Source organism: Microbacterium sp. AC035 (genome assembly GCF_979258485.1).
Genome location: NZ_OZ409858.1, coordinates 3302582 through 3323545 on the forward strand (window position 1 = coordinate 3302582; position 20964 = coordinate 3323545).

19 protein-coding genes are annotated in these 20964 nt (G+C 69.0%); 9 read left to right on the plus strand and 10 right to left on the minus strand.

Going from position 1 to position 20964, the window contains the following annotated elements:
• The first annotated feature begins 53 nt into the window (after positions 1 to 53).
• Positions 54 to 428: a hypothetical protein gene (locus ACZ0AA_RS16005; protein WP_463513546.1), complete on the plus strand. Its 375-nt coding sequence runs from the start codon at positions 54 to 56 to the stop codon at positions 426 to 428.
• A gap of 4 nt (positions 429 to 432) precedes the next feature.
• The gene (locus ACZ0AA_RS16010; RefSeq protein ID WP_400862520.1) at positions 433 to 1257 is read left to right on the plus strand and encodes a nitroreductase family protein; all 825 of its coding nucleotides are present in this window, start codon (positions 433 to 435) and stop codon (positions 1255 to 1257) included.
• Between the two features lie 3 nt (positions 1258 to 1260).
• Here ACZ0AA_RS16010 and ACZ0AA_RS16015 read toward each other — a convergent pair whose 3' ends face one another.
• Positions 1261 to 2790, minus strand: a complete 1530-nt coding sequence (locus tag ACZ0AA_RS16015; protein WP_463513547.1) for an FAD-dependent oxidoreductase — start codon at positions 2788 to 2790, stop codon at positions 1261 to 1263.
• 86 nt (positions 2791 to 2876) lie between these two features.
• Here ACZ0AA_RS16015 and ACZ0AA_RS16020 point away from each other — a divergent pair, with 86 nt between their 5' ends.
• From ACZ0AA_RS16020 to ACZ0AA_RS16035, 4 genes are all read left to right on the plus strand, one after another.
• Positions 2877 to 3266: a fluoride efflux transporter FluC gene (locus ACZ0AA_RS16020; protein WP_463513548.1), complete on the plus strand. Its 390-nt coding sequence runs from the start codon at positions 2877 to 2879 to the stop codon at positions 3264 to 3266.
• Positions 3263 to 3622, plus strand: a complete 360-nt coding sequence (locus ACZ0AA_RS16025) for a fluoride efflux transporter FluC (RefSeq protein WP_463513549.1) — start codon at positions 3263 to 3265, stop codon at positions 3620 to 3622. Before ACZ0AA_RS16020 ends, ACZ0AA_RS16025 begins: the two co-directional genes overlap by 4 nt.
• Before the next feature lie 154 nt (positions 3623 to 3776).
• Positions 3777 to 4367, plus strand: a complete 591-nt coding sequence (locus ACZ0AA_RS16030) for a TetR/AcrR family transcriptional regulator (RefSeq protein WP_400862513.1) — start codon at positions 3777 to 3779, stop codon at positions 4365 to 4367.
• 21 nt (positions 4368 to 4388) lie between these two features.
• Positions 4389 to 7619 carry an efflux RND transporter permease subunit gene (locus tag ACZ0AA_RS16035; protein ID WP_463513550.1) on the plus strand — a complete coding sequence of 1077 codons (3231 nt, stop codon included), beginning with the start codon at positions 4389 to 4391 and terminating at the stop codon, positions 7617 to 7619.
• A gap of 220 nt (positions 7620 to 7839) precedes the next feature.
• Here the strand turns inward: ACZ0AA_RS16035 and ACZ0AA_RS16040 are convergent, their stop codons facing one another.
• A complete protein-coding gene (locus tag ACZ0AA_RS16040) occupies positions 7840 to 8736 on the minus strand; it encodes an aldose 1-epimerase family protein (RefSeq protein WP_463513551.1) in 897 nt (298 codons plus the stop codon).
• Between the two features lie 293 nt (positions 8737 to 9029).
• Between ACZ0AA_RS16040 and ACZ0AA_RS16045 the strand changes: the two genes are divergently transcribed.
• Positions 9030 to 11354 carry a DEAD/DEAH box helicase gene (locus ACZ0AA_RS16045; RefSeq protein ID WP_463513552.1) on the plus strand — a complete coding sequence of 775 codons (2325 nt, stop codon included), beginning with the start codon at positions 9030 to 9032 and terminating at the stop codon, positions 11352 to 11354.
• Between the two features lie 191 nt (positions 11355 to 11545).
• Here ACZ0AA_RS16045 and ACZ0AA_RS16050 read toward each other — a convergent pair whose 3' ends face one another.
• From ACZ0AA_RS16050 to ACZ0AA_RS16060, 3 genes are read right to left on the minus strand one after another with little or no spacing between them, the layout of a single operon-like run.
• A complete protein-coding gene (locus ACZ0AA_RS16050; protein ID WP_463513553.1) occupies positions 11546 to 12085 on the minus strand; it encodes a YaeQ family protein in 540 nt (179 codons plus the stop codon).
• 40 nt (positions 12086 to 12125) lie between these two features.
• Complete coding sequence (locus tag ACZ0AA_RS16055; protein WP_463513554.1) at positions 12126 to 12323, minus strand: hypothetical protein; 198 nt, start codon at positions 12321 to 12323, stop codon at positions 12126 to 12128.
• Positions 12324 to 12363: 40 nt separating this feature from the next.
• Positions 12364 to 13431: an Rv2578c family radical SAM protein gene (locus tag ACZ0AA_RS16060; protein ID WP_463513555.1), complete on the minus strand. Its 1068-nt coding sequence runs from the start codon at positions 13429 to 13431 to the stop codon at positions 12364 to 12366.
• A gap of 84 nt (positions 13432 to 13515) precedes the next feature.
• Between ACZ0AA_RS16060 and ACZ0AA_RS16065 the strand changes: the two genes are divergently transcribed.
• Together ACZ0AA_RS16065 and ACZ0AA_RS16070 are read left to right on the plus strand one after the other, a co-directional pair.
• Entirely contained in the window at positions 13516 to 14451 is a 936-nt protein-coding gene (locus ACZ0AA_RS16065) for a M15 family metallopeptidase (protein ID WP_463513556.1), read from the plus strand.
• Between the two features lie 163 nt (positions 14452 to 14614).
• The gene (locus ACZ0AA_RS16070) at positions 14615 to 15778 is read left to right on the plus strand and encodes an acyl-CoA dehydrogenase family protein (protein ID WP_400862499.1); all 1164 of its coding nucleotides are present in this window, start codon (positions 14615 to 14617) and stop codon (positions 15776 to 15778) included.
• Positions 15779 to 15998: 220 nt separating this feature from the next.
• On the opposite strand, the gene ACZ0AA_RS16075 is transcribed toward ACZ0AA_RS16070, so the two are convergent.
• The 5 genes from ACZ0AA_RS16075 to ACZ0AA_RS16095 all read right to left on the minus strand — a co-directional run bounded on the left by ACZ0AA_RS16075 (position 15999) and on the right by ACZ0AA_RS16095 (position 20919).
• The gene (locus ACZ0AA_RS16075; RefSeq protein ID WP_463513557.1) at positions 15999 to 16760 is read right to left on the minus strand and encodes an ECF transporter S component; all 762 of its coding nucleotides are present in this window, start codon (positions 16758 to 16760) and stop codon (positions 15999 to 16001) included.
• Positions 16757 to 17632, minus strand: a complete 876-nt coding sequence (locus tag ACZ0AA_RS16080) for a siderophore-interacting protein (protein ID WP_463513558.1) — start codon at positions 17630 to 17632, stop codon at positions 16757 to 16759. Before ACZ0AA_RS16080 ends, ACZ0AA_RS16075 begins: the two co-directional genes overlap by 4 nt.
• Positions 17633 to 17643: 11 nt before the next feature.
• Positions 17644 to 18462, minus strand: coding sequence for an energy-coupling factor transporter transmembrane component T (locus ACZ0AA_RS16085; protein WP_463513559.1), 819 nt, complete (start codon positions 18460 to 18462; stop codon positions 17644 to 17646).
• Positions 18459 to 20294: an ABC transporter ATP-binding protein gene (locus ACZ0AA_RS16090; RefSeq protein WP_463513560.1), complete on the minus strand. Its 1836-nt coding sequence runs from the start codon at positions 20292 to 20294 to the stop codon at positions 18459 to 18461. The genes ACZ0AA_RS16085 and ACZ0AA_RS16090 overlap by 4 nt, the downstream gene beginning before the upstream one ends.
• An 82-nt stretch (positions 20295 to 20376) precedes the next feature.
• Complete coding sequence (locus ACZ0AA_RS16095; protein ID WP_463513561.1) at positions 20377 to 20919, minus strand: ECF transporter S component; 543 nt, start codon at positions 20917 to 20919, stop codon at positions 20377 to 20379.
• Positions 20920 to 20964: the final 45 nt, after the last annotated feature.

Genomic DNA, 20964 nt, shown 5'->3' on the forward strand with positions numbered 1-20964 from the left:
GACGTCGGGGCAAGGCCGAGAGCGGATGCCGGGCGTGGGCGTAGTGTCATGGCATGGGCCACCGACGCAGACGCACGGATGCTGCGCCGCTGTTCGCGGCGGCGGCCGTCGCGTACATCGCGAACGTCGCCCTCGGCTCGGCGGTCGCCGCCAGACTCATCGACACGAGCAACTTCCGCTGGTTGCACCACGCGATCTACATCGCCACGTGTGCGACCTCTGCCGCCGCATTCTCGGCGATCCTCTGGGGCACGCCGAAGCACGCGAGCCGTCGCGCAGCCCTGGCCTTGGCGCCCGCCGCTGCACCGCTCGCCGCCATCCCGTATCTCGGCACGCACGGCCGACGGCATCCGCTCGTCGCGCTCGCCGCAGCCCCCTTCATCGTCGCGGGCCTCATCTGCTCGCGCCTCGCCACCGACCGGAAGTGAACGCATGGAACTGCTCGACGCCATCCGCCGCCGCAAGACCACGAACGGGCCCTTCCTGCCCGACCCGGTGTCGGAGGAGCATCAGCGCATCCTGCTCGAAGCAGCAGGCCGCGCACCCTCGCAGCTGAACAGTCAGCCGTGGCGGTTCGTCGTCATCGAGAGCCGCGACACGATCGACAGGATCGCACGCATCTCGGGCGACAGCATGACCGAGGCGATGTCGAACGGCACGTTCTTCGAGCGCTACAAGCCCTACTTCCGCTTCAGTCAGGCCGAGATGGAGGAGAAGCGCAGCGGGATGCTGTTCGACAAGCTCCCCGCAGCCCTTCGCCCGTTCACGAGCCAGGTGTTCACCAAGCGCGGCCAGAAGCTGATGAACACGTTCGGGGTGCCGAAGACTCTGGGCGAGGAGAACCACAAGCTCGTCGCCGGCTCACCGCTGCTGCTGGGCGTGATGCTCGATCGCAGCGAGTATCGACCGGGCCAGCTCTCGTCGTTCTACTCGGTGTTCAGCATGGGCGCGGCCATGGAGAACGTCTGGCTCACCACGGTCGAGCTCGGCATGGGCATCCAGTTCATCTCGTTCCCGATGGAGGTTCCGGGGCAGTGGGACGAGATCGTCAAGCTGCTGCGCGTGCCCGACGACCTCGAGCTCATGGCCGTCTACCGCCTCGGCTACCTGCCGCCCGAGCAGCGCCGCCCGGCCATCGACTGGTCGAGCCATCAGCGCAAGCTCGCCTCGCAGTATGTGTTCCGCGAGAACTGCGACGAGCCTCAGCAGGGCTGGGACTCCCCGCCGCCGGGCGCAGGCGCACCGGCGGCGAGCTGACGCTCAGCCCCCGCTCTTGCGGGGCAGCGCCTTGAGGTCCTGCAGCGCAGGGCCTTCGATGCGCGTGCCGTCGGCCTCGAAGCGCGAGGCATGCAGCGGGCAGTCCCACGTGCACTCCTCGTCGTTCCAGGCGAGCACTCCGCCCAGGTGCGGGCACACGGCCGAGACTGAGCGGGTCACGCCGTCGACGGTCGAGATGGCCACAGGGCGTCCGCCTCGGTTCGCGACGACGCCTTCGCCCTCGGCCGGCTTCGGCACGGGCACGGGTCGGCGTTCGGCCTCGACCCATCCGCTCGTCGCGGCGGCAGCGACCTTCGCACCCTCGACGGCCCCTCTGGCGAGGTCGGCGGGAACCGTCAGTCTCGTGCCGAGCTTGACCATCCACGACGGCCGGTCATGCCAGCTGGCACCGAGGATCTCGGCGGTCAGACGCAGAGCCGCGGCCGGCGCGTTCGACAGCCCCCACTTGGCATAGCCCGTGGCGAAGCGGATGCTGCCGAGTCCCCGCGGCATCGCCCCCACGAAGGGGATCTGATTGTGCGACTCGTAGTCCTGCGCCGACCAGCGGTGCGTCTCCTCCGCGCCGGGGAAGTGCTTCTTCGTCCACTCGACCAGGTCGTCGACGGCAGCGGCCTCGCTGTCGGAGCGCCCGACCGGATGCCCGTTGCCGCCGACGATGAGCTGCGCCGTGCCGCCGGGGCCGTCGGCGGGGGACACCGGACGGATCGAGCGGCTGGGGGAGTCGAGCGAGATGAAGGTCGAGTCCGGCACGTCGCCTGCGACGCGGAACGAGACGCAGTACGAGCGGAAGGCCCGCATCTTCGTGAAGTACAGGCCGCGGTCGAGAATCGGGTATCCCGTCGCGATCACGATGTGCTCGGCGAACATCGGGCCCACGGGCGTCTCGACACGCGGCTCGGGGAGGACGTGGGTGGCGGTGACCCTGACGCCCGTGTGCAGCGTGCCGCCGGTGGCGAGCAGCTCCTCAGCGAGCGCCTGCGACACCAGAGCAGGGTCGATCGTCACCTGGTCGTCGAGCGCCACGGCTCCGACGACGGGGAACGCCGTGCCTGCCAGCTCTGCACGACTGAGCATCCTGGTGGCAAGGCCGGCTTCGCGCGCAGCCTCATGCACCTCGCGCACGGAGTCCACCCCACTCGGGTCCTGCGCATACGAGTGATCGATCCGTCGCTCGTAGCCGACTCCTGCGTGATCGGCGAAGCCGACCAGCCAGTCCATGCCCTCGCGGTTGGCGTCGACGTACGCCTGAACGAGCGACGCGGGGTGATGTCTACGGATCTCGGCGAGGCGCTTGCCCTGCAGCAGCGTCAGCTTGCCGGTGTTGCCGCCGGTCGCGAGCTCGGCGACGTCGCCCGCCTCGATCACGGCGACATCGAGCCCTGCGCGCGTCAGCATCACCGCGGTGGAGAGCCCGGTGAGTCCGGCGCCGACCACGATCACGTCGTGCCGTGCGCCGGGGTCGAACGGTGTGCCGATGGGCGGGGTCCGGTCGAGCTTCCACAGTGGCTTCATGACGACAGTCTTCGCCTCGGCGCCCCTGGCACACAGCGGGTTGACATCGGACGGATGCCTTGCAATGACGCGGATAGAGTTGCCGCGTGACCCTTCGCCGCCTGCTCCTCGTCTTCGCCGGCGGTGCGATCGGCACGGCGGCACGGCTCGGGCTCGGGCTCGCGATCGCGGATGCCGGTGGCTTCCCGGTCGCCACGCTGCTGGTCAACGTGCTCGGGTCGCTGCTGATCGGCGTCCTCGCCGCCCGTCTGCCCCAGACCTCAGACCTCAGGGTGTTCCTCGGCACCGGCGTGCTCGGCGGCTTCACGACGTACAGCGCGGTGATGACCGGAACGATCGAGCTGTGGACGGATGCTCCACTGCTCGCGTTCGCCTACGTCACCGTCAGCCTCGTGCTCGGCCTCGCGGCGGCGGCTCTCGGGCTGCGACTCGGGCGGCCGCGCTCCGCCGCCCGTATCGCCGGAGCCGGCTCATGACCCCGCTGCTGTTCGTCGCCGCCGCACTCGCCGGAGGGGTGGGGGCCGTACTGCGCTACCTGCTCGACCGCGCTGTCTCGACGGCCGTCGGGCGACGCTTCCCCTGGGGCATCGTCGTCGTGAACGTCACCGGATCCTTCGCGCTGGGACTCGTCACCGCCGCGCTGCCGGATCAGGCGTTCCTGCTCGGCGCCGGTCTGCTCGGCGGCTTCACGACGTTCAGCACCGCGATGCTGGACACGGTCTCGCTCTGGCGCGACGGGGAGCGCTCGGCATCCGCTCTGCACGCGATCGGGATGCTGGTGCTCGGCCTGCTCGCGGCCGGGCTCGGACTCGCGCTGGGTTCGCTGCTCTGACCTCGCCGGTGGTCTGCGGTTGAGCTCGCGTCTGCGCGGGCCTCTGCGGGCCTTTCGGTCGAGGCGTGCGCGGGGCGAACCCCCAGGTTCGGGATGCAGAATGTACAAACGTACATGTACGCCCGTACAGGGGTGATCGCACGGGGGGTCTCGGATGAGCGATGGCACACGCCGCCGCCGCGATCCTGAAGCGCGCCGTCGCGAGATCGTCACAGCGGCCGCCGAGCTGATCGTCGAGATCGGCGTCGATGCCCTCACCCACCGCAAGGTCGCAGCGCGGGCCGGAGTTCCGCTCGGCTCGACGACGCAGTACTTCGCGACGCTCGACGATCTGCGCGAGGCGGCGATCGGAGCGCTGGCCGCTGAGATCGAGGCGCGCATCGACGCGACCCGTCAGGCCGTGGTCGTCGAGGGGGTGACGCCTGAAGGCCTCGCCCGTCTGGTGCGCCGAGGGCTCGATGACGCGCGCGCGGTGCAGGCCGACCGCGCGGTCGTCACCGCCGCCGTGCACGACCCGCGGGTCCGTCAGTTCGCACGCCTCTGGTCCGACGAGATCGTCGGCTTCATCGCTCCCGTTCACGGAGTCGACAGGGCGAGGGCCGCAGCCGTCTTCATCGACGGCGTACTCTGGCACTCTCAGATCCATGACGAGCCGCTCGACGAAGAGCTCATTCGCGACGCCCTCGCCGGGATACTCACTCCTCAGGCGTCCACCTCAGCAACCACCGCCGCAGAATCCGCCTGATCAGCAGAGAGAGAATCCGCCTTGTCGAACCTCGCCGTCCTGAGCCTCAAGAACCGCGCACTGATCGCGTTGATCACGATCGTCGCCGCCGTGTTCGGCGGGCTCGCTCTGACGAACCTCAAGCAGGAGCTCATCCCGTCGCTCGAGCTGCCCAACCTGATGGTCATGACGACCTACCCCGGCGCCTCGCCCGAGGTCGTCGAGAACGACGTGTCGACCCCCATCGAATCGGCGATCCAGGGTGTTCCGGGTCTCGAGGGCACCACCGCCACGAGCACGACGAACGCTTCGATCGTGCAGGCGACGTTCGCCTACGGAACGAACCTCGCGACGGCGGAGCAGAAGATCCAGCAGGCGATCAACCGCATCTCCGGTCAACTGCCCGAAGACGTGAGCCCGCAGGTGCTGACGGTGTCGATCGACGATTTCCCTGTGATCCAGGTCGCGGTGACGGGCTTCGAGGATGCCGAGAACGCGCAGGCGGAACTGCAGAGCGTTGCCATCCCCGAGCTCGAAGACGTCGACGGCGTGAATGCCGCGGAGATCATCGGCGGCGTCGGCCAGCGCATCACGATCACGCCCGACGTCGCGAAACTCGCGGCGGTCGGTCAGAGCACGCAGGCGATCACCACGGCGTTGCAGCAGAACGGCACGCTGTTCCCCGGTGGCGACATCACCGAGAACGGTCAGACGCTCACCGTGCAGACCGGTGCGAAGATCACCTCTGTCGATGAGCTGGCCGCGCTGCCGCTCGTCGGCACGACCGAGACGATCGGCGACGTCGCCACCGTCGTGCAGGAGACCGACCCCATCTCGTCGATCTCGCGCGTCGACGGCAAGGACGCCCTGTCGATCTCGATCACCAAGCTGCCGGCGGCGAACACCGTCGAGGTGTCGCAGGGGGTCATCGCCGCGCTCGACACGCTCGAAGAGGCGTTCCCCGACGCGAAGTTCACGATCATCTTCGACCAGGCGCCGTTCATCCAGCAGTCCATCGAGACCCTCGCCACAGAGGGTCTGCTCGGACTCGTCTTCGCAGTGATCGTCATCCTCGTGTTCCTGATGTCGATCCGCTCGACGCTCGTGACCGCCATCTCGATCCCGACCAGCGTGCTGATCACCTTCATCGGATTGCAGGCGTTCGGCTACTCGCTGAACATCCTCACCCTCGGCGCGCTCACGATCGCGATCGGCCGTGTGGTCGACGACTCGATCGTCGTGATCGAGAACATCAAGAGGCACTATGTCGGCGATGCCGACAAGGGAGACGCGATCCGGCTGGCCGTGCGAGAGGTGGCGATGGCCGTCACCTCGTCGACCATCACCACCGTGGCGGTGTTCCTGCCGATCGTGTTCGTCGGCGACATGGTCGGCGAGCTGTTCCGGCCGTTCGCCATGACGGTGTCGATCGCCATGGTCGCCTCGCTGCTGGTGTCGCTGACCATCGTGCCGGTGCTCGCGTACTGGTTCCTCCGTCCCGGCAAGCCGCTGCTCGACGAGCACGGCGCGCAGATCGACCCCGAAGACCCCGACGCCCCGCCCACGCGGCTCCAGAAGGCGTATCGCCCGATCCTCGGGTGGACACTGAAGCACTCCGGTCTGACCGTGGTCCTCGCGGTCGTCGTGCTCGGTGCGACGCTCGCCGCCGCACCGCTGATGAAGATCAACTTCCTCAGCGACTCGGGCCAGAACACCATGACGGTGACGCAGGACCTCGGTCCGACCGCGAGCCTCGAGACCAAGTCCGAGGCGGCGATCGCCGTCGAGGACGCACTTCTCGACATCGACGGCATCACCCACGTGCAGGCCTCGATCGGCTCGAGCGGATCCGCACTGCGCGATGCGTTCTCCGGCGGAGCCGGCGTGACCTACTCAGTGCTCACCGACGCGGATGCCGACCAGGAGCAGCTCCGAACCGATGTGCAGGATGCCATCGAGGGGCTCACCGACGTCGGCGAGGTGTCGGTCGCCGCCTCTGCCGGACTCGGGTCGAGCGACATCGAGATCACCGTCTCGGCATCCGACTCCGAAGACCTGCAGACCGCCACGACTGCGGTCATCGACGAGCTCGACGGACGCGACGGCATCGGACAGGTCACCGACAATCTCGCCGCAGCACTGCCCTACCTCGCCGTGGTCGTCGACCGCGACGCCGCGGCGCAGCGCGGACTGTCGGAGGTGGCGGTCGGATCGATCGTCTCGAACACGATGCGCCCGGAACAGGTCGGAACCGTCGAGATCGACGACACCGCGCTGACGATCTACCTCGCGGCCTCCGAGCCGCCGGCCACCGCACAGGCCCTGCGCGAGCTGGCGATCCCGAGCGCTGCCGGTGTGGTGCAGCTACAGGACATCGCCACCGTCGAGGAGCGCAACGGCCCGACCTCGATCACCACCGAGCAGGGACGCCGCACCGCCACGATCACCGTGCCCCCGGCATCCGACAACCTCGCCGTGGCGACCCAGTCGGTCACCGAGGCGCTCGCCGCGGTCGACCTGCCTGACGGCGCGTCGGCCGAGGTCGGCGGAGTCGCCTCGCAGCAGGCCGATTCGTTCTCGCAGCTCGGACTCGCGATGCTCGCGGCGATCCTGATCGTCTACGTCGTGATGGTGGCGACCTTCAAGTCGCTGCGTCAGCCGCTGCTGCTGCTCGTGTCGGTGCCGTTCGCGGCGACAGGCGCGATCCTGCTGCAGATCGTGACGGGCGTGCCGCTCGGCGTCGCATCGCTGATCGGCGTGCTGATGCTGATCGGCATCGTGGTGACGAACGCGATCGTGCTCATCGACCTCGTGAATCAGTATCGGGAGAAGGGTCTGTCGACGCTCGCTGCGGTCAAGGCCGGTGGTGAGAAGCGTCTGCGGCCGATCCTCATGACAGCTCTCGCGACGATCCTCGCGCTGACCCCGATGGCACTCGGCATCACCGGTCACGGCGGCTTCATCTCGCAGCCGCTCGCGATCGTCGTGATCGGCGGACTGCTCTCGTCGACGGTGCTCACGCTGATCGTGCTTCCGACGCTCTACAACCTCGTCGAGGGCGCGAAGGAGCGGCGCCGTGCCCGCAAGTCGGGTTCGGATGGCGACGGCTCTGCGCCGAACGACGACTCGGATCCCTCGGACGGCCCTCGTTCCTCGGGCGACCTGGCGCTGGCCGGCGCGGGTGTGTCGGAATCGGGCTCGTCGGAGTCGGGTTCGGCGCTGCCGCACGCGAATCAGCTGACCCGCCGGGAGTTGCGCGAGCGCGGCGAGTAGTCGCCCTCGCCGTCCCGTATTCTTCACGACCGAGACTGACGCCCGCCCGGAACCTCATTCCGGGCGGGCGTCGGCCGTTTCCTGCTGAGCTGTGCACGCGGGTCGCGCTGTGTGGCCCGCGCCGCAACTCCGGAGAATCGGGGACTGCTCGGCCCGAGCGGGGCCGAGCAGTCCTCCGTCGCCCAGCATCTCCGGAGCTACGGAGCCGAGGCGTCCGAACTCAGTCGAGCGTGATGCCCCACTCGAGGGTCCAGGTCTCCCCGGGAGCCAGGCGCCGCAGGCCGACACCGCTGTTCAGCGCATCGGCGGGCGCGGTCATGGGCTCGATCGCTACGGCGAGCGACTGCCCCGGATACTTGTCGGTCGTGTAGACCTGCACGAAGTCGAAGCCCGCGCCCTGCCAGACGGTGAGTCGACGGCCGTCCGGTGCGGTCAGCGCGTGCCGCACGAGTCCGTCGGCATCGCGCTCGAGGTCGCTGAAGCCCGTGTCGAGGCTCGCATCGCCGACCCGGACGCCGTCACGCAGCGCGGCATCGGCCGGACGGGTGCCGGTGGGGAGCATCCGCTCGTCGGTGTCGAACGCGGTCTGCGCAGGCACCCGCAGCACGAGGTCGCGCGGATCGACATCGCCGATCGTGACGAACGGGTGAGTGCCGAGCGCGACCGGCGCTGCAGTGGCAGAGCGGTTGGTCAGCGCGTGCGTGACATCGATGCCGTCGGCTCGCAGCACGTATGTGACGCTCGTCTCGATCAGATACGGGTAGCCGGTCTGGGGCACGATCGTCGCGCTCAGCGTGGTCGCCGAGGCCGTCTCCTCGATCGCGTACGCCGTGAACCGCAGCAGCCCGTGGCTGGCATTCATGAACTTCGGCTCCGTGATGGCGAGCTGCCGCTCCGTGCCCTCGTCGTTCCAGAGTCCGTCCCGGACCCGGTTCGGCCAGGGAGCGAGCACGACACCGGAGCACGAGGGCGTCGGCGAGTCGAGCGGATACGGGGCGATCAGGTCGACCGATCCGATGCGGAGGGAACGGAGGGAGGCGCCGACCTGCGCGATCTGAGCGCTGACGTCGCCGAGCTGGAGGTGCACCTGCGTGCCGGTGGGGGATGCGGAGTTCACTCCGCAATCGTATGGCGACCTGCATCGGTCATGGGACTGGGGACTCTTTCAGGTGCGACCGCTACACTTGATGCGTCGGCTTCGGACACCCGCGCAGCGCGCGGACGTTTTTGTGTAAGAAGTGTGAGTCCAGGGGCCGATGGTGAGCGTCGCTCGACGCTAATCAACCATCACATGAATGGCCCCGGCCGCTGACAGTCCGGAAACCCCGCGTGGTCGCATCCGATCGCGCGCAGGGTACCGCGCGTGTGCGCGGCGCCGTTCTCGTGGCGAGAACTCAGAAGGACACCCTCATGCCCAAGAACAAGAAGCCCCGCGGCGGCCGCCCCTCCGCGAATTTCGAGCCGCGCTACGGCGCGAACAAGACCTCGTTCCACGACCGCCACAACGGCGGCCGTGACGGCGCCCGCGACACCCGCGACACCCGCGACACCCGCGATGCACGAGGCGGACGCGCGGATGCCGGTGAGCGCCGCACCCCGGCAGCCGGATTCGACCGTCGCCCTGGCAGCCGCAGCGTCGGCCACCGCGGCTACCGTCCGGCCGAAGAGGGCGGCGCCCCCAAGCAGCGCTGGTCGTCGCAGGAGCGTGCGGGTCGCGACGAGTCCCGCGGCATCCGCAACCGTGCCGAGTCGGGTCGCCGCGAGGCACCGCACAACCGCGACGACCGTCCGCGCTACAACGACCGGTCCTCCGCGGGCTTCGACCGTCCGCGCCGCGATGACCGCGGTGGCCAGCGTCCGACCGGTCCCGGCACGTACCGCGATGAGCGCGGCGGCCAGCGTGACGAGCGTCCGCGCCGTGACGACCGCGGTGCCGGCATGCAGCGCCAGGGCTTCCGCGACAACGATCACCGCGATGGCGGACGTCCGGGTCGTGACGACCGCCGTGACCAGCGTCCCGGTGGCTTCCGTGACGACCGCGGTGGCCAGCGCTTCAACCGCGACGACCGTCCTGCCCGTTCGGGCGACCGCACCGAGCGTCCCCGCTTCGACCGCGCAGCATCCGAGCGTCCCCGCTTCGACCGCGCAGCATCCGAGCGTCCCCGCTTCGACCGCGACGACCGTCCTCGTCGTGACGACCGTGGCGCGGGCCCGCGTCGGGATGACCGCGGTGGCGCTGAGCGCTCTGAGCGCTCCTACGACGCCGACCGTGCGCGTCGTGCCTTCGACCGTGACCGCACCCAGCGTTCGATCGAGGGTGGCCGCGACGAGCGTTCGCGTCCCTCGACCGGTGGCGCGTACCGCACCGAGCGTCCCCGCCCGTTGACGTCGGACACCCGCGGGCGGCCGTCGCGCAACGAGCGCCCCAGCCGTAACGACTGGAACGCCACCTCGAGCGCGGCACCCGCCAAGAAGTTCGAGCCGACGGACGACGTCGTGCACGAGCGCCTCGAGGCGAAGTCCGTCGCAGCCGTCGAGGTCGACGGTGTGACCTTCGGCGACCTCGGTCTCGGATCCAACATCGTCGAGACCCTCGCGGGCATGGGCGCGGCGACGCCGTTCCCGATCCAGGCAGCCAGCATCCCGGCAGTGCTCAAGGGGCGCGATGTCCTCGCCCGCGGTCGCACCGGTTCGGGAAAGACCATCGCCTTCGGCGCTCCGCTCGTCGAGCGCGTGCTGCAGTCGCAGGCAGGCAAGCGTCGTGAATTCGGCCGCAAGCCCCGCGCGATCATCCTCGCTCCGACGCGCGAGCTCGCGCTGCAGATCGACGGCACGATCCAGCCGATCGCCCGCAGCGTCGGCCTCTTCACCACGCAGATCTACGGTGGTGTTCCCCAGGGCCGCCAGGTGGGTGCGCTGAAAAAGGGCGTCGACATCGTCATCGGCACCCCCGGTCGCATCGAGGACCTGATCAACCAGGGCAAGCTCGACCTCTCGGACTGCCAGATCGCCGTGCTCGACGAGGCCGACCACATGTGCGAGCTCGGATTCGTCGAGCCCGTGCAGCGCATCCTGCGTCACACGGCAGACGGCAGCCAGAAGCTCCTCTTCTCGGCCACGCTCGACCGCGAGGTCGCGGCTCTCGTCGACGAGTTCCTCGTCGACCCGGCCGTCTACGAGGTCGCCGGTGAAGACCAGGAGTCGAGCACCATCGAGCACCGCGTGCTCGTGATCGAGCACCGCGACAAGGCCGACATCCTCACGTCCCTCGTCGACCGCGAGGGCAAGACACTCGTCTTCGCCCGCACCCGTGCGTACGCCGACATGCTCGCCGAGCAGTTCGACGACGCCGGCATCCCCGCGGTCTCGCTGCACGGTGACCTCAACCAGGCCAAGCGCACGCGCAACCTCGAGCGTCTGACCTCGGGCCGAGTGAACGTGCTCGTCGCCACCGATGTCGCGGCCCGCGGCATCCACGTCGACGACATCGACCTGGTCGTCCAGGCCGACGCCCCCGACGAGTACAAGACGTACCTGCACCGTTCGGGTCGCACCGGCCGCGCCGGTCGTTCGGGCCGCGTCGTGACGTTGATCACCCGTCAGCGTCAGCGCCGCATGACCGAGCTGCTGGAGCGCGCCGAGATCGACGCCCCGTTCGAGAACGCTCGCCTGAACGACGACCTGATCGAGGAGATCGCCGGTCGCGTGCCGACCGCGTCAGACCTCACGGCCTGATCCGTCGCGTTCGAAGGCCTCGCTCCCGCATTCGCGGCGGCGGGGCCTTCGTCGTCGCCGTGGGCGGTGCGATGCGGTGCGATGCGCGGCACGTCGACGTGCGCTCGGGAGGAGAACTCCCCCTCGGGAGGAGAAATGAGCGCGAAGCATCCTCCCGACAGGGAGTTCTCCTCCCGAAGCGCCCGCTGGGCTCAGGCGAGCTCGTTCTCGTGGATCGCTGACGTCAGCGTCGTGCCGTTGAGGTCGAGATAGAGCACCTGTTCGGTGACGGTGAGCGTCATCGTGTTGCGGCGTGCGATGAGCGGCGCGGCCGACTCGACGAAGCCGGCGTCGAAGCTGAAGACCCGGATGTCCTCTGAACGGTGGATGCGCTTGTCGGCCCACGGCGCCATGACCTTGGCGGGATCGCGGTGCGTGTAGACGACCGTGCGCTCGGCGAGGCGGCTGCCGTAGTGCAGACGTTCGGCGTCGGGGGCTCCGACCTCTATCCATGCGATGATCTGGCCGGTGAGGTCGCGAACGAGCACGGCCGGCTCATCGGTCTGTGAGATGCCTCCGCCGAACGTGATGCCCTCGGTGAACTCGAGCCCGTAGGCGAGCACGCGGGTCAGCATGTATGCGTCGGTCTCGGACGGATGCCGCGCCACGCGCAGCGAGAAGTCGTCGTACACACCACGATCCATGTCGGCCAACTGGACGTCGAACGTGTGCATCGTGGAGCCGGTAGCCATAACGCTCGAGCCTACGCGCCCTGAACGGTGCGCCCGACCGTCAGCGCGATGCGCGGGACCCGCGGGATGCGCCGTCCCGGTCTCTCAGGAGCACGACCCCGATCAGGACGAACGATGCGCCGAGGGCCGCTGCGCCCACCATTGCCACTGTCGTGCCGCCGCCCAGGGGCATCAACGTGCCGAAGACGGTGGCGGCGAGGCCGGAGAGGAACAACAGGGCGACGTATCCGCGGAACATGCTGTCCAACCTAGTGCGGCGGGGACGCGCCTTCGGCGACTCAGAACAGCATCGGCTGAGAGGGAGCGGGCGTCGACGATGGCGAGAACGCGGGAGCCGGGCGCCCGTGCGGCGCGGATGCCCGGATGCCGCGCACCGGGTAGTCGTCCTCGTGCTGCCCGTCGAGTCCGTGCAGCCTGATGAGCGGTCGGGCCCGCTTGGCGAGCCACTGTCGATACCCCTTCGGCGCCTCGGCCGAGACGCCGGGATACAGCCCCCGATAGGACGAGAGCAGGTCGGGACGGAACTCGCCGAGCCACTGCATGAACCAGGGCTTCACCCCGGCGCGCAGGTGGAGAGCGCCGTAGACGACGCGATTCGCCCCCGCCTCCTTGATGCGCCGCAGGGCGGTGTCGATCGCCTCGACCGAGTCGGTCATGTGGGGCATGATCGGCATCAGGAACACGGTCACCCGGAAGCCTGCATCCCGCAGCGCTCGTACCGTGTCGAGCCTTGCCTGCGTCGTCGGAGTACCGGGCTCGATCGCCTTCTGCAGCTCGTCGTCGTACATCGCGATGGACATCTGGATGTCGACGGGCACCCGCTGTGCGGCCTTGACCAGCAGCGGGATGTCGCGCCTGATCAGCGTGCCCTTGGTGAGGATCGACATCGGGGTGCCCGACGCGGCGAGGGCGTCGATGATCCCCGGCATCAGCTTGTACCGGCCCTCGGCGCGCTGATATGGATCGGTGTTCGTGCCCAGAGCGACGGTCTCGTGCTCCCAGCTGCCTTTGCGCAGCTCTCTCTGCAGCACCTCGACGACGTTGACCTTCACGACGATCTGCGAGTCGAAGTCCGCGCCGCCGTCGAGATCGAGGTACTCGTGCGTTCCTCGAGCGAAGCAGTAGACGCAGGCATGACTGCATCCGCGATAGGGGTTGATGGTCCACGAGAACGGCATACGCGATGCGCCGGGAACATGGTTGAGCGCGGACTTCGACAGCACCTCATGGAATGTCATGCCCGCGAAATCGGGAGTGGTCACGGTGCGGAGCACGCCGGAGCGCTGTTCGAGGCCGGGCAGCGCGGCGGCATCGACGTCGCCGAGTTTCTGTCCTTGCCACCGCATGCGGTCAATTCGAACATAATGACGATAGAACGTCAACCCGGGGATGGGAAATCTGTTCGATCCGACTTAGGGGAGAATGGGAGCATGTTCTTCCCGCCGCAGCCTCAGCATGCGGCGCAGCGCTCCCCGATCCGCGGGCCCGCGTTGCCCATCGGTCTTGCGGTGACGGCGATCGGCATCCTGCTGTCGATCGCGGGCGCGCCCATCGCCGCATCGGCGCCGGCAGAGTCGGCGATGCCGCAGCCTGTGGCGGTGCAGGAGGTGCCGGCGGTCGAGGTCGGTGCGACCACCGCTGCCGATCCGTGTTCGGAGCCGAGCGTGCTCGACGCGATAGCGGTCGCCGACGATTCGGCGATCATCGCCGGCTTCGGCGGCGGCGAGAGCTTCCGGGCCGCAGTCGTGGCGGGCAATGCGCCCTGCATCGCACTCGACGATCCCGCCCATGTCTGGGTGGTCGTGAACAAGGCTCGTCCACTCGTCCCGCTCTCCTTCGCTCCGTCGTCGCTCGCCGACCTCCCCCTGCAGATGACGACTCGCTCGGGGCAGGCCCGGACAGACGTCGCGGCGGCGGTCGGGGAGATGGCCGACGCCGCAGCCGCCGACGGAGCGGGGCGCATCGGTGCGAACAACGGCTACCGGTCGTACGACCTGCAGGTCGCGACTCACGCAGCGCATGTGCGGAACAGCGGACAGGCCGGGGCGGATGCCTCGTCGGCGCGCGCCGGGCACAGTGAGCACCAGACCGGGCTCGCACTCGATCTGGTCGCGTGCGACTCGTCGTGCGGGGCCATCGAGTCGTTCGGGGCCACGGTGCAGGGCGAGTGGATCGCGGCGAACGCCTGGGAGTACGGCTTCATCGTGCGCTACGAGCAGGTCGGTTCGGGCATCACGGGGTACAAGCCAGAGCCGTGGCATCTGCGCTACCTCGGCCGCGAGCTCGCGGCCGCCTACCACCAGGGCGGATATCACACGCTGGAGGAGTTCTTCGGACTCCCTGCCGCCCCCGATTACGCGCACTGACCGACGGGTCGTCGGCCTTCAAAACGCTGCATTGCGGCATCCGACAATCGCGATACCCAGTCTCACCGATTGTGGGATGCATTCTCACAACGGGCTGTCGTGGTGTCGGTGACCCGGCATAGAATCGCCGGAGCAAAGACGCACGAACGTTCGGGAGGACGCAATGGAACGCGACATCTACGAAGAGGATCACGAGGCCTTCCGCGACCTCGTCAAGGACTTCGTCAAGCGCCACGTGAACAACGAGGCGATCGAGCGGTGGGATGCCGCGGGTGAGATCGACCGGGCGACCATGCTCGCGGCCGGCGAGGCGGGCCTGATCGGGCTGTCCGTCCCCGAGGAGTTCGGCGGTGCCGGCATGCTGCAGGACTACCGCTTCCGGACCATCGTGATGGAGGAGGTCATCGCCTCCGGTGCAGGTTCGCTGGCCGGTGCCTTCGGCATTCAGGACGACCTGGCCGTGCCCTACCTCGTGCACATGGGCACGCAGGAGCAGAAGGAGAAGTGGCTGCCCCGCATGGCCACGGGCGAGGTGCTCGGCGCGCTCGCCATGACCGACCCTGGTGCGGGCTCCGACCTGCGCGGCATCAAGACCAACGCCAAGAAGGTCGACGGGGGCTACATCCTCAACGGCGCCAAGACGTTCATCTCGTCCGGCTCGACGGCCGACGTCGTGGTGACCTTCGTCAAGACCGGTGAGGGCAACCGGCCCGACGCGTTCAGCCTGCTGCTCGTGGAGAAGGGCATGGAGGGCTTCGACCAGGGAAAGAAGCTCAGCAAGATGGGCTTCCACGGCTGGGACACGGCTGAGCTCAGCTTCACCGACGTGTTCATCCCCGACGAGAACCTCATCAGCGGCAAGGAGGGGCAGGGGTTCATCCAGCTGATGCTGAACCTGCCGCTCGAGCGTCTGTCGATCGGCGTGGCCGCGGCCGCTGCCGCTCAGGCGGCCTTCGATTGGACCGTCGCCTACACGAAGGACCGCGAGGCGTTCGGCGAGCGCATCGCCGACTTCCAGAACACACGGTTCCGGCTCGCCGACATGGCCGCGACCACCGACGCGATGTGGGCGTACATCGATCGCGCACTGCTCGCCTACAAGAACAGCACTCTCACCGCCGAGGATGCCGCGAAGGTCAAGTTCTGGGCCACCGAGCGCGAGTGGGAGGTGCTCGACATCGGTGTGCAACTGCACGGCGGCTACGGCTACATCATGGAGTACCCGATCGCCCGGGCCTTCACCGATGCCCGCGTGCACCGCATCTACGGCGGCACGAACGAGATCATGCGCGACCTCGTCGGTCGTCAGATCGTCGGCAAGCGCTGACGCATCGCTGATTCGAAGGGCCCCGGATGCCGGCATCCGGGGCCCTTCGTGTGTGCGGCGGAAGCAGGGTTCGGTGTCGAGCGGATCCATGTCAGCGGGCACAGATTCGGAGGGCGGGCGCGACGCGCCGGAGTCGGATGCCGCAGCAGAGAGCGCCGCACACCGGCATCCGAAGGTGTGCCCGGAGAAGAGACTCCTGACGGAGTTCAGCCGAGCGCGGTCAGCGGGGCAGCCGGGCTCCGACACCCGCACGGCGCAGTCGATCGGCGATCAGGATGCCGAGGGCGGTGCCGCCGAGACAGCTGGCGAGGGTCACTGCGAAGAAGGTGATCTGCAGGGGGAGGTCGAAGCTGCCGAGGTTGAACGAGGCCCAGGCGAGCACCGGATAGACGATGCCGACGATAGCGGCGCCGAGGTAGTGCAACCAGGTTCCCCAGTAGCGCCACAGCACGAAGAGGAACGGCAGCTCGGTGAACGCCGCCCACCACAGGTTCGTGGCCACACTGCTGAAGCCGTATCCCGAGAAGGGGACGATGACGAGTCCGGCCAGGAGTCCCACCAGCAGACCCACGAGGGGGCGCCGCAGCAGGCGCAGGGCGATGACCGAGGGGAGCAGCCAGAGCCCGGCGAGCCCGACGCTCACGAAGGGGAGGCCCGGGAAGAGGATCGTCGAGATCCAGTTCGCGGGGGCCAGCAGCGCTCCGCCGGCGACGCCGAGAGCGGCACAGGTCAGGAGGATCGCCGTCGGGAAGCGGAAACGCCCGCGTCCACCGCCGGTGCGGGGTCGATTCTGCACCTCGGAAGCCGATTCGCGGTGCGTTTCTGACCCCGCAGCGGGTGCGGGGTGCGAATTCGACCCCGCAGAGGTCGTCGGGTGCGTTTCTGGCCCCGCAGCGGCCGACGCTTCCGCATAGGGGTTCGAGCTCACGGCATCCGCACCGTTCACGGCATCCGCACCGTTCACGGCATCCGCGCCGTTCATGCGAGCGGCTCCGCAGCCGCCTCGCGGGCCGCCTTCGACGTGGGCGATGCGGCGCCGATCTTCCAGTATCCGCAGAAGCTGACGTCGTTCTTGTCGACACCGCGCTCGCCGACGAGGTGCTTGCGGGCACCGGAGGCCAGTGACTGCTCGCCCGCCGCGTACGCGTGGAACGGCGCGTCGGGGAGTGCCAGCTCGCGCAGTCGGGCGAGGGCGAACGACCCTGGGTCGAACTCATGCGGACGCACGAGCCAGACGACGTCGACGCCGGACGGATGCGAGAACTCGAGTGCGTCTTCTTCGGACGGCACCTCGATGATCGCTGTGCCTGTGGCATGCGCGGGCAGCGAGGCGCAGATCGAGGCGATCGCGGGCAGCGCCGTCTCATCGCCGACCAGCACGACGCGATCCGTTCCGCGCTGCGGGTTGAACGTCAGGCCCTCGTCGATGATCAACACGTGCTCGCCGGGCGCGCAGGTTTCAGCCCACCGCGACGCGGGGCCGGCCGTGCCGTCGGTCGCCGACCCGTGCAGCACGAAGTCGACGTCGATCTCGGCGCCCGACTCTGCCGTCGCCGGGCGGTATGCGCGAACGCTGTAGTTGCGCATGACGGGGCGCTCGCCGTCGGGGATGCGGAGGAACTTGAGGTACCCGAACATCCTGTTCGCCTTCGCGGGGACGCGGTCGAGGCCCGCATCGCCGCCGATCGGGAGGAACAGGCGGAACCACTGGTCGAAGCCCATCGGGTGGAACTTCTCGATCTCGCCTCCGCCGAGAGTGACCCTCATCCAGTGCTCGGAAAGGCGCCCCGTGCGCAGCACGCTGAGGTGGATGAGTTCGGCCGACTCGGGCTTGACGAGTTTGCTGTATGCCATGCGGGCGCCTTTCAGGGCAGCTGCCAGGGGAAGAAGAGCACGAAGATCGCGGCGGATGCGGCGATCGAGGCGATGATGAAGACGGTGTCGCGGGTGCGGAACGGCACGAGGTGACGCTCGGTGCGCGTCGGGTGGGCGCCGAAGGCGCGGGAGTCCATGGCGAGAGCGACGCGTTCGGCGTGGCGGATCGCTCCGGCGAGCAGAGGCACGATGTACCCCCATCCCCGGGCGATGCGCGCGAACGGACCGCTGCCGCCGTGATGACCCCGCACACGATGAGCGGCCCGGATCACTGCGAGCTCATGCCCGAACCGCGGCACGAAGCGGAAGGCCGCCAGCGCTGTGTAACCGATGCGATATGGCACCCGCAGCTGCTGCACGCTGGCGCGCACGAGGTCGGGGCCGGTGGTGGTCAGACCGCCGATGAGCGCCAGGGCGACGATCGAGCCGAGGCGCAGAGCCGTGGCGAAGCCGATCTCGAGAGCGCCCTGATACAGCGTCCATTCGCCGATCTGCAGCGCCGCGCGAGTCCCGTCGACGAGCGAGGCATCGACCCAGACAGAGAACCCGATCCCGATCGCGAGCATCCCCACCGGCAGCGCGACGAACAGCAGCGCGGCCGTCCGCCAGGTCACGCGGGAGCCCGCGACGATCAGCGCGAGCGCCAGCACGAGAAACGCGGCGGGTGTGGCGAGGTCGCGCACGAAGATCAGCATCACCATCGCCGGGGCGACTCCGGCCACCTTCGACAGCGGGTTGAGCGCATACAGGAACTGGCGCGGAGAGGATGCCGACACGGCGGCGTAGGGGTCGAATGCCTGCGCGCTCATGCGATCGCCGGCCCCGCTTCAGCCAGCATGCGCTGCAGCGCCGGCAACCGGAGTCCCGCCGCGAGGAACGGTGTCTCGTCGCCGAAGAGCGCATCGGTGCGGCCGGCTGCGTGCACACGTCCTGCCTTGAGGATGACGGTGTGCGAGGTGTGCTCCGCGACGAGCTGGAGGTCGTGGGTCACGATGACGATCGTCGTTCCCTCGGTGCGCAGGTCGCGCAGCAGGGCGAGGAGCTCGGAGGCCCGTGCGCGATCCTGTCCGAAGGTCGGCTCGTCGAGGGCGAGCACCCGAGGGCGGGTGATCAGCGCGGTGCCGACCGAGAGGCGCCGCTTCTCGCCGCCCGAGAGGAGGAAGGGATGCACATCGGCCTTGGCTTCGAGTCCGAAGCGGGCGAGCATGGCATCGACGCGTTCGCGCGTCTCGGCATCCGGGGTGTGCCGCAGTCGGAGCCCGTGCGCCAGCTCGTCGAACACCGTGTGCGCGATGAACTGGTGCTCGGGGTTCTGGAACACGAACCCGATGCGGCTCGCGAGCTCGCGGGGCGAGGCCGCTCCCGGATCGATGCCGTCGACCGTCACCTGTCGCTTCGGCGGCGGGACGACGCCGGCGAGCGCCTGCAGCAGCGTGGTCTTGCCCGCACCGTTGGTGCCGATGATCGCCGTGAGGGTGCCCGGCTCGATGTCGAGATCGATGCCGTGCAGGATCTCGGTGCGGTGGCGGCGAACGGTGAGGCCTCGGGCGCTGATGATCGGCGCGGTGTCGCCGTCTGCGCGACCCGTCCCTTCCATCGGCGGGGCGGCCGTCGGTCGCGAGGCGGCGCCCGGCTGCAGGACGGAAGCACGGATGCCGGGTGAGACAGCGGTTTCTGATCCTGCATCCGTGCCCCGGTCCTGCAGACGGGACATGGCGGGAGGCGTGGATGCCGGAGCTGTGGATGCGGGGGATGTGGACGCTGGGGGCGTGGAGAGCGCGGTGGCCTCGGCGAGCGCGGTGGCGAGCTCGGCGGGGGTGAGCGGCAGCTGGTCGAAGCGCGCGGTTCCGGCATCCTGCATCCGCAGTGCCGCGAGCGTCGCCCCGGGGAGCCAGACCCCCATGGCCAGCAGCTCGGCGGCGTGGGTGCGGATGATCTCGGCCGCCGAGCCGTCGAACGCCACGTGCCCGGCGCGGTCGAGCACGATCGTGCGGGTGACGAAGCCCATCGCCGCGTCGAGGTTGTGCTCGACGAGCAGGATGGCCCGATCGCCCGCCGCGACCACGTCGGTCAGGGCGGCGTAGACATCGTCGATGCCCTGCGGGTCGAGGTTCGCGGTCGGCTCGTCGAGCACGATCAGCGGTGACCCCATGGCCAGCGCGCACGCGATCGCGAGGCGTTGGCGTCCACCGCCCGACAGTCGGTCGGGGTTCTCGTCTCGTCGCTCCCACAGGCCCACGCGACCGAGCGCGTCGGCCGTCCTGGCGTGCACCTCGTCGAGAGGGAGCAGCAGGTTCTCGGGGCCGAACGCGACTTCGTCGTAGACGGTGCCGGTGACGATCTGCGCATCCGGGTCCTGGAAGACCATCGCGACGTGGGTGCTCAGTGCTGCGGTGTCGGCTTCGGCCGTGCTGACGCCGCCGGCTTCGACCGAGCCGCTCATCGTGGCGGGCACGGCGTGGGGGATGAGCCCGTTGAGTGCGAGGGTGAGCGTCGACTTGCCCGAACCGGAGGGACCGAGGAGCAGCACGACCTCGCCGGGGTCGATGTCGAATGTGACGTCGCGAGGCGAGGGGTGCACCGCATCGGCGTGGGTGATCGAGAGGTCACGCACGCGGAGAAGGGGCGCGGATGGGCGCACGGCATTACCCCGGTTTCGGCGGATCGGTACCGTTCTAACTTAGCTGAGCCTTACCTGATCCGCACGTGCCGGATGCGGTGGCTCAGCGGCGCGCGACCCCTGCGCGACTCAGGGACGCGCCGATCGCGAGTCCGATCGCGGTCCACACGATCGGGCCGAGCACCGAGATCACGAGATAGGAGATCTCGACCCACAGCGGGAAGGTCGCGAGGTCCACGGCGAAGAACACCACGACCGCCACGATGACTCCGATGATCGCGGCGGAGATGAAGAAGCGCCAGGGCCCCCACGAGCGATAGCGGGTGAGCGCGGCGATGCCCTCCTGGATCGCACCGAACAGCAGTGCCGTGCCGATGAAGCGGAGGGTCCAAGCCGGATTGAAGGCGCTCGAGATGAGAGCGGCGAACACGTGTGTGACGAGGGCGACGAACGGGCGGCGCAGCACCTCCTGAGCGATGATGCCCGGCAGCACGTGCGAGCCGAGGACGAGCCCGTAGAGATACGGAGCGGCGGCGATGACGACCGGGGTGATGAGGCCGGCGATCCCCCCGAGGATGCCGGTGGCGACGCCGATCGCGGCGCAGACCAGCAGCACGCGAGTCGTCAGGACGGGGGAGGGAGCCACCCCACCAGCCTACTGTCGACCATTGGCGACACGGCTGGCCGTTCG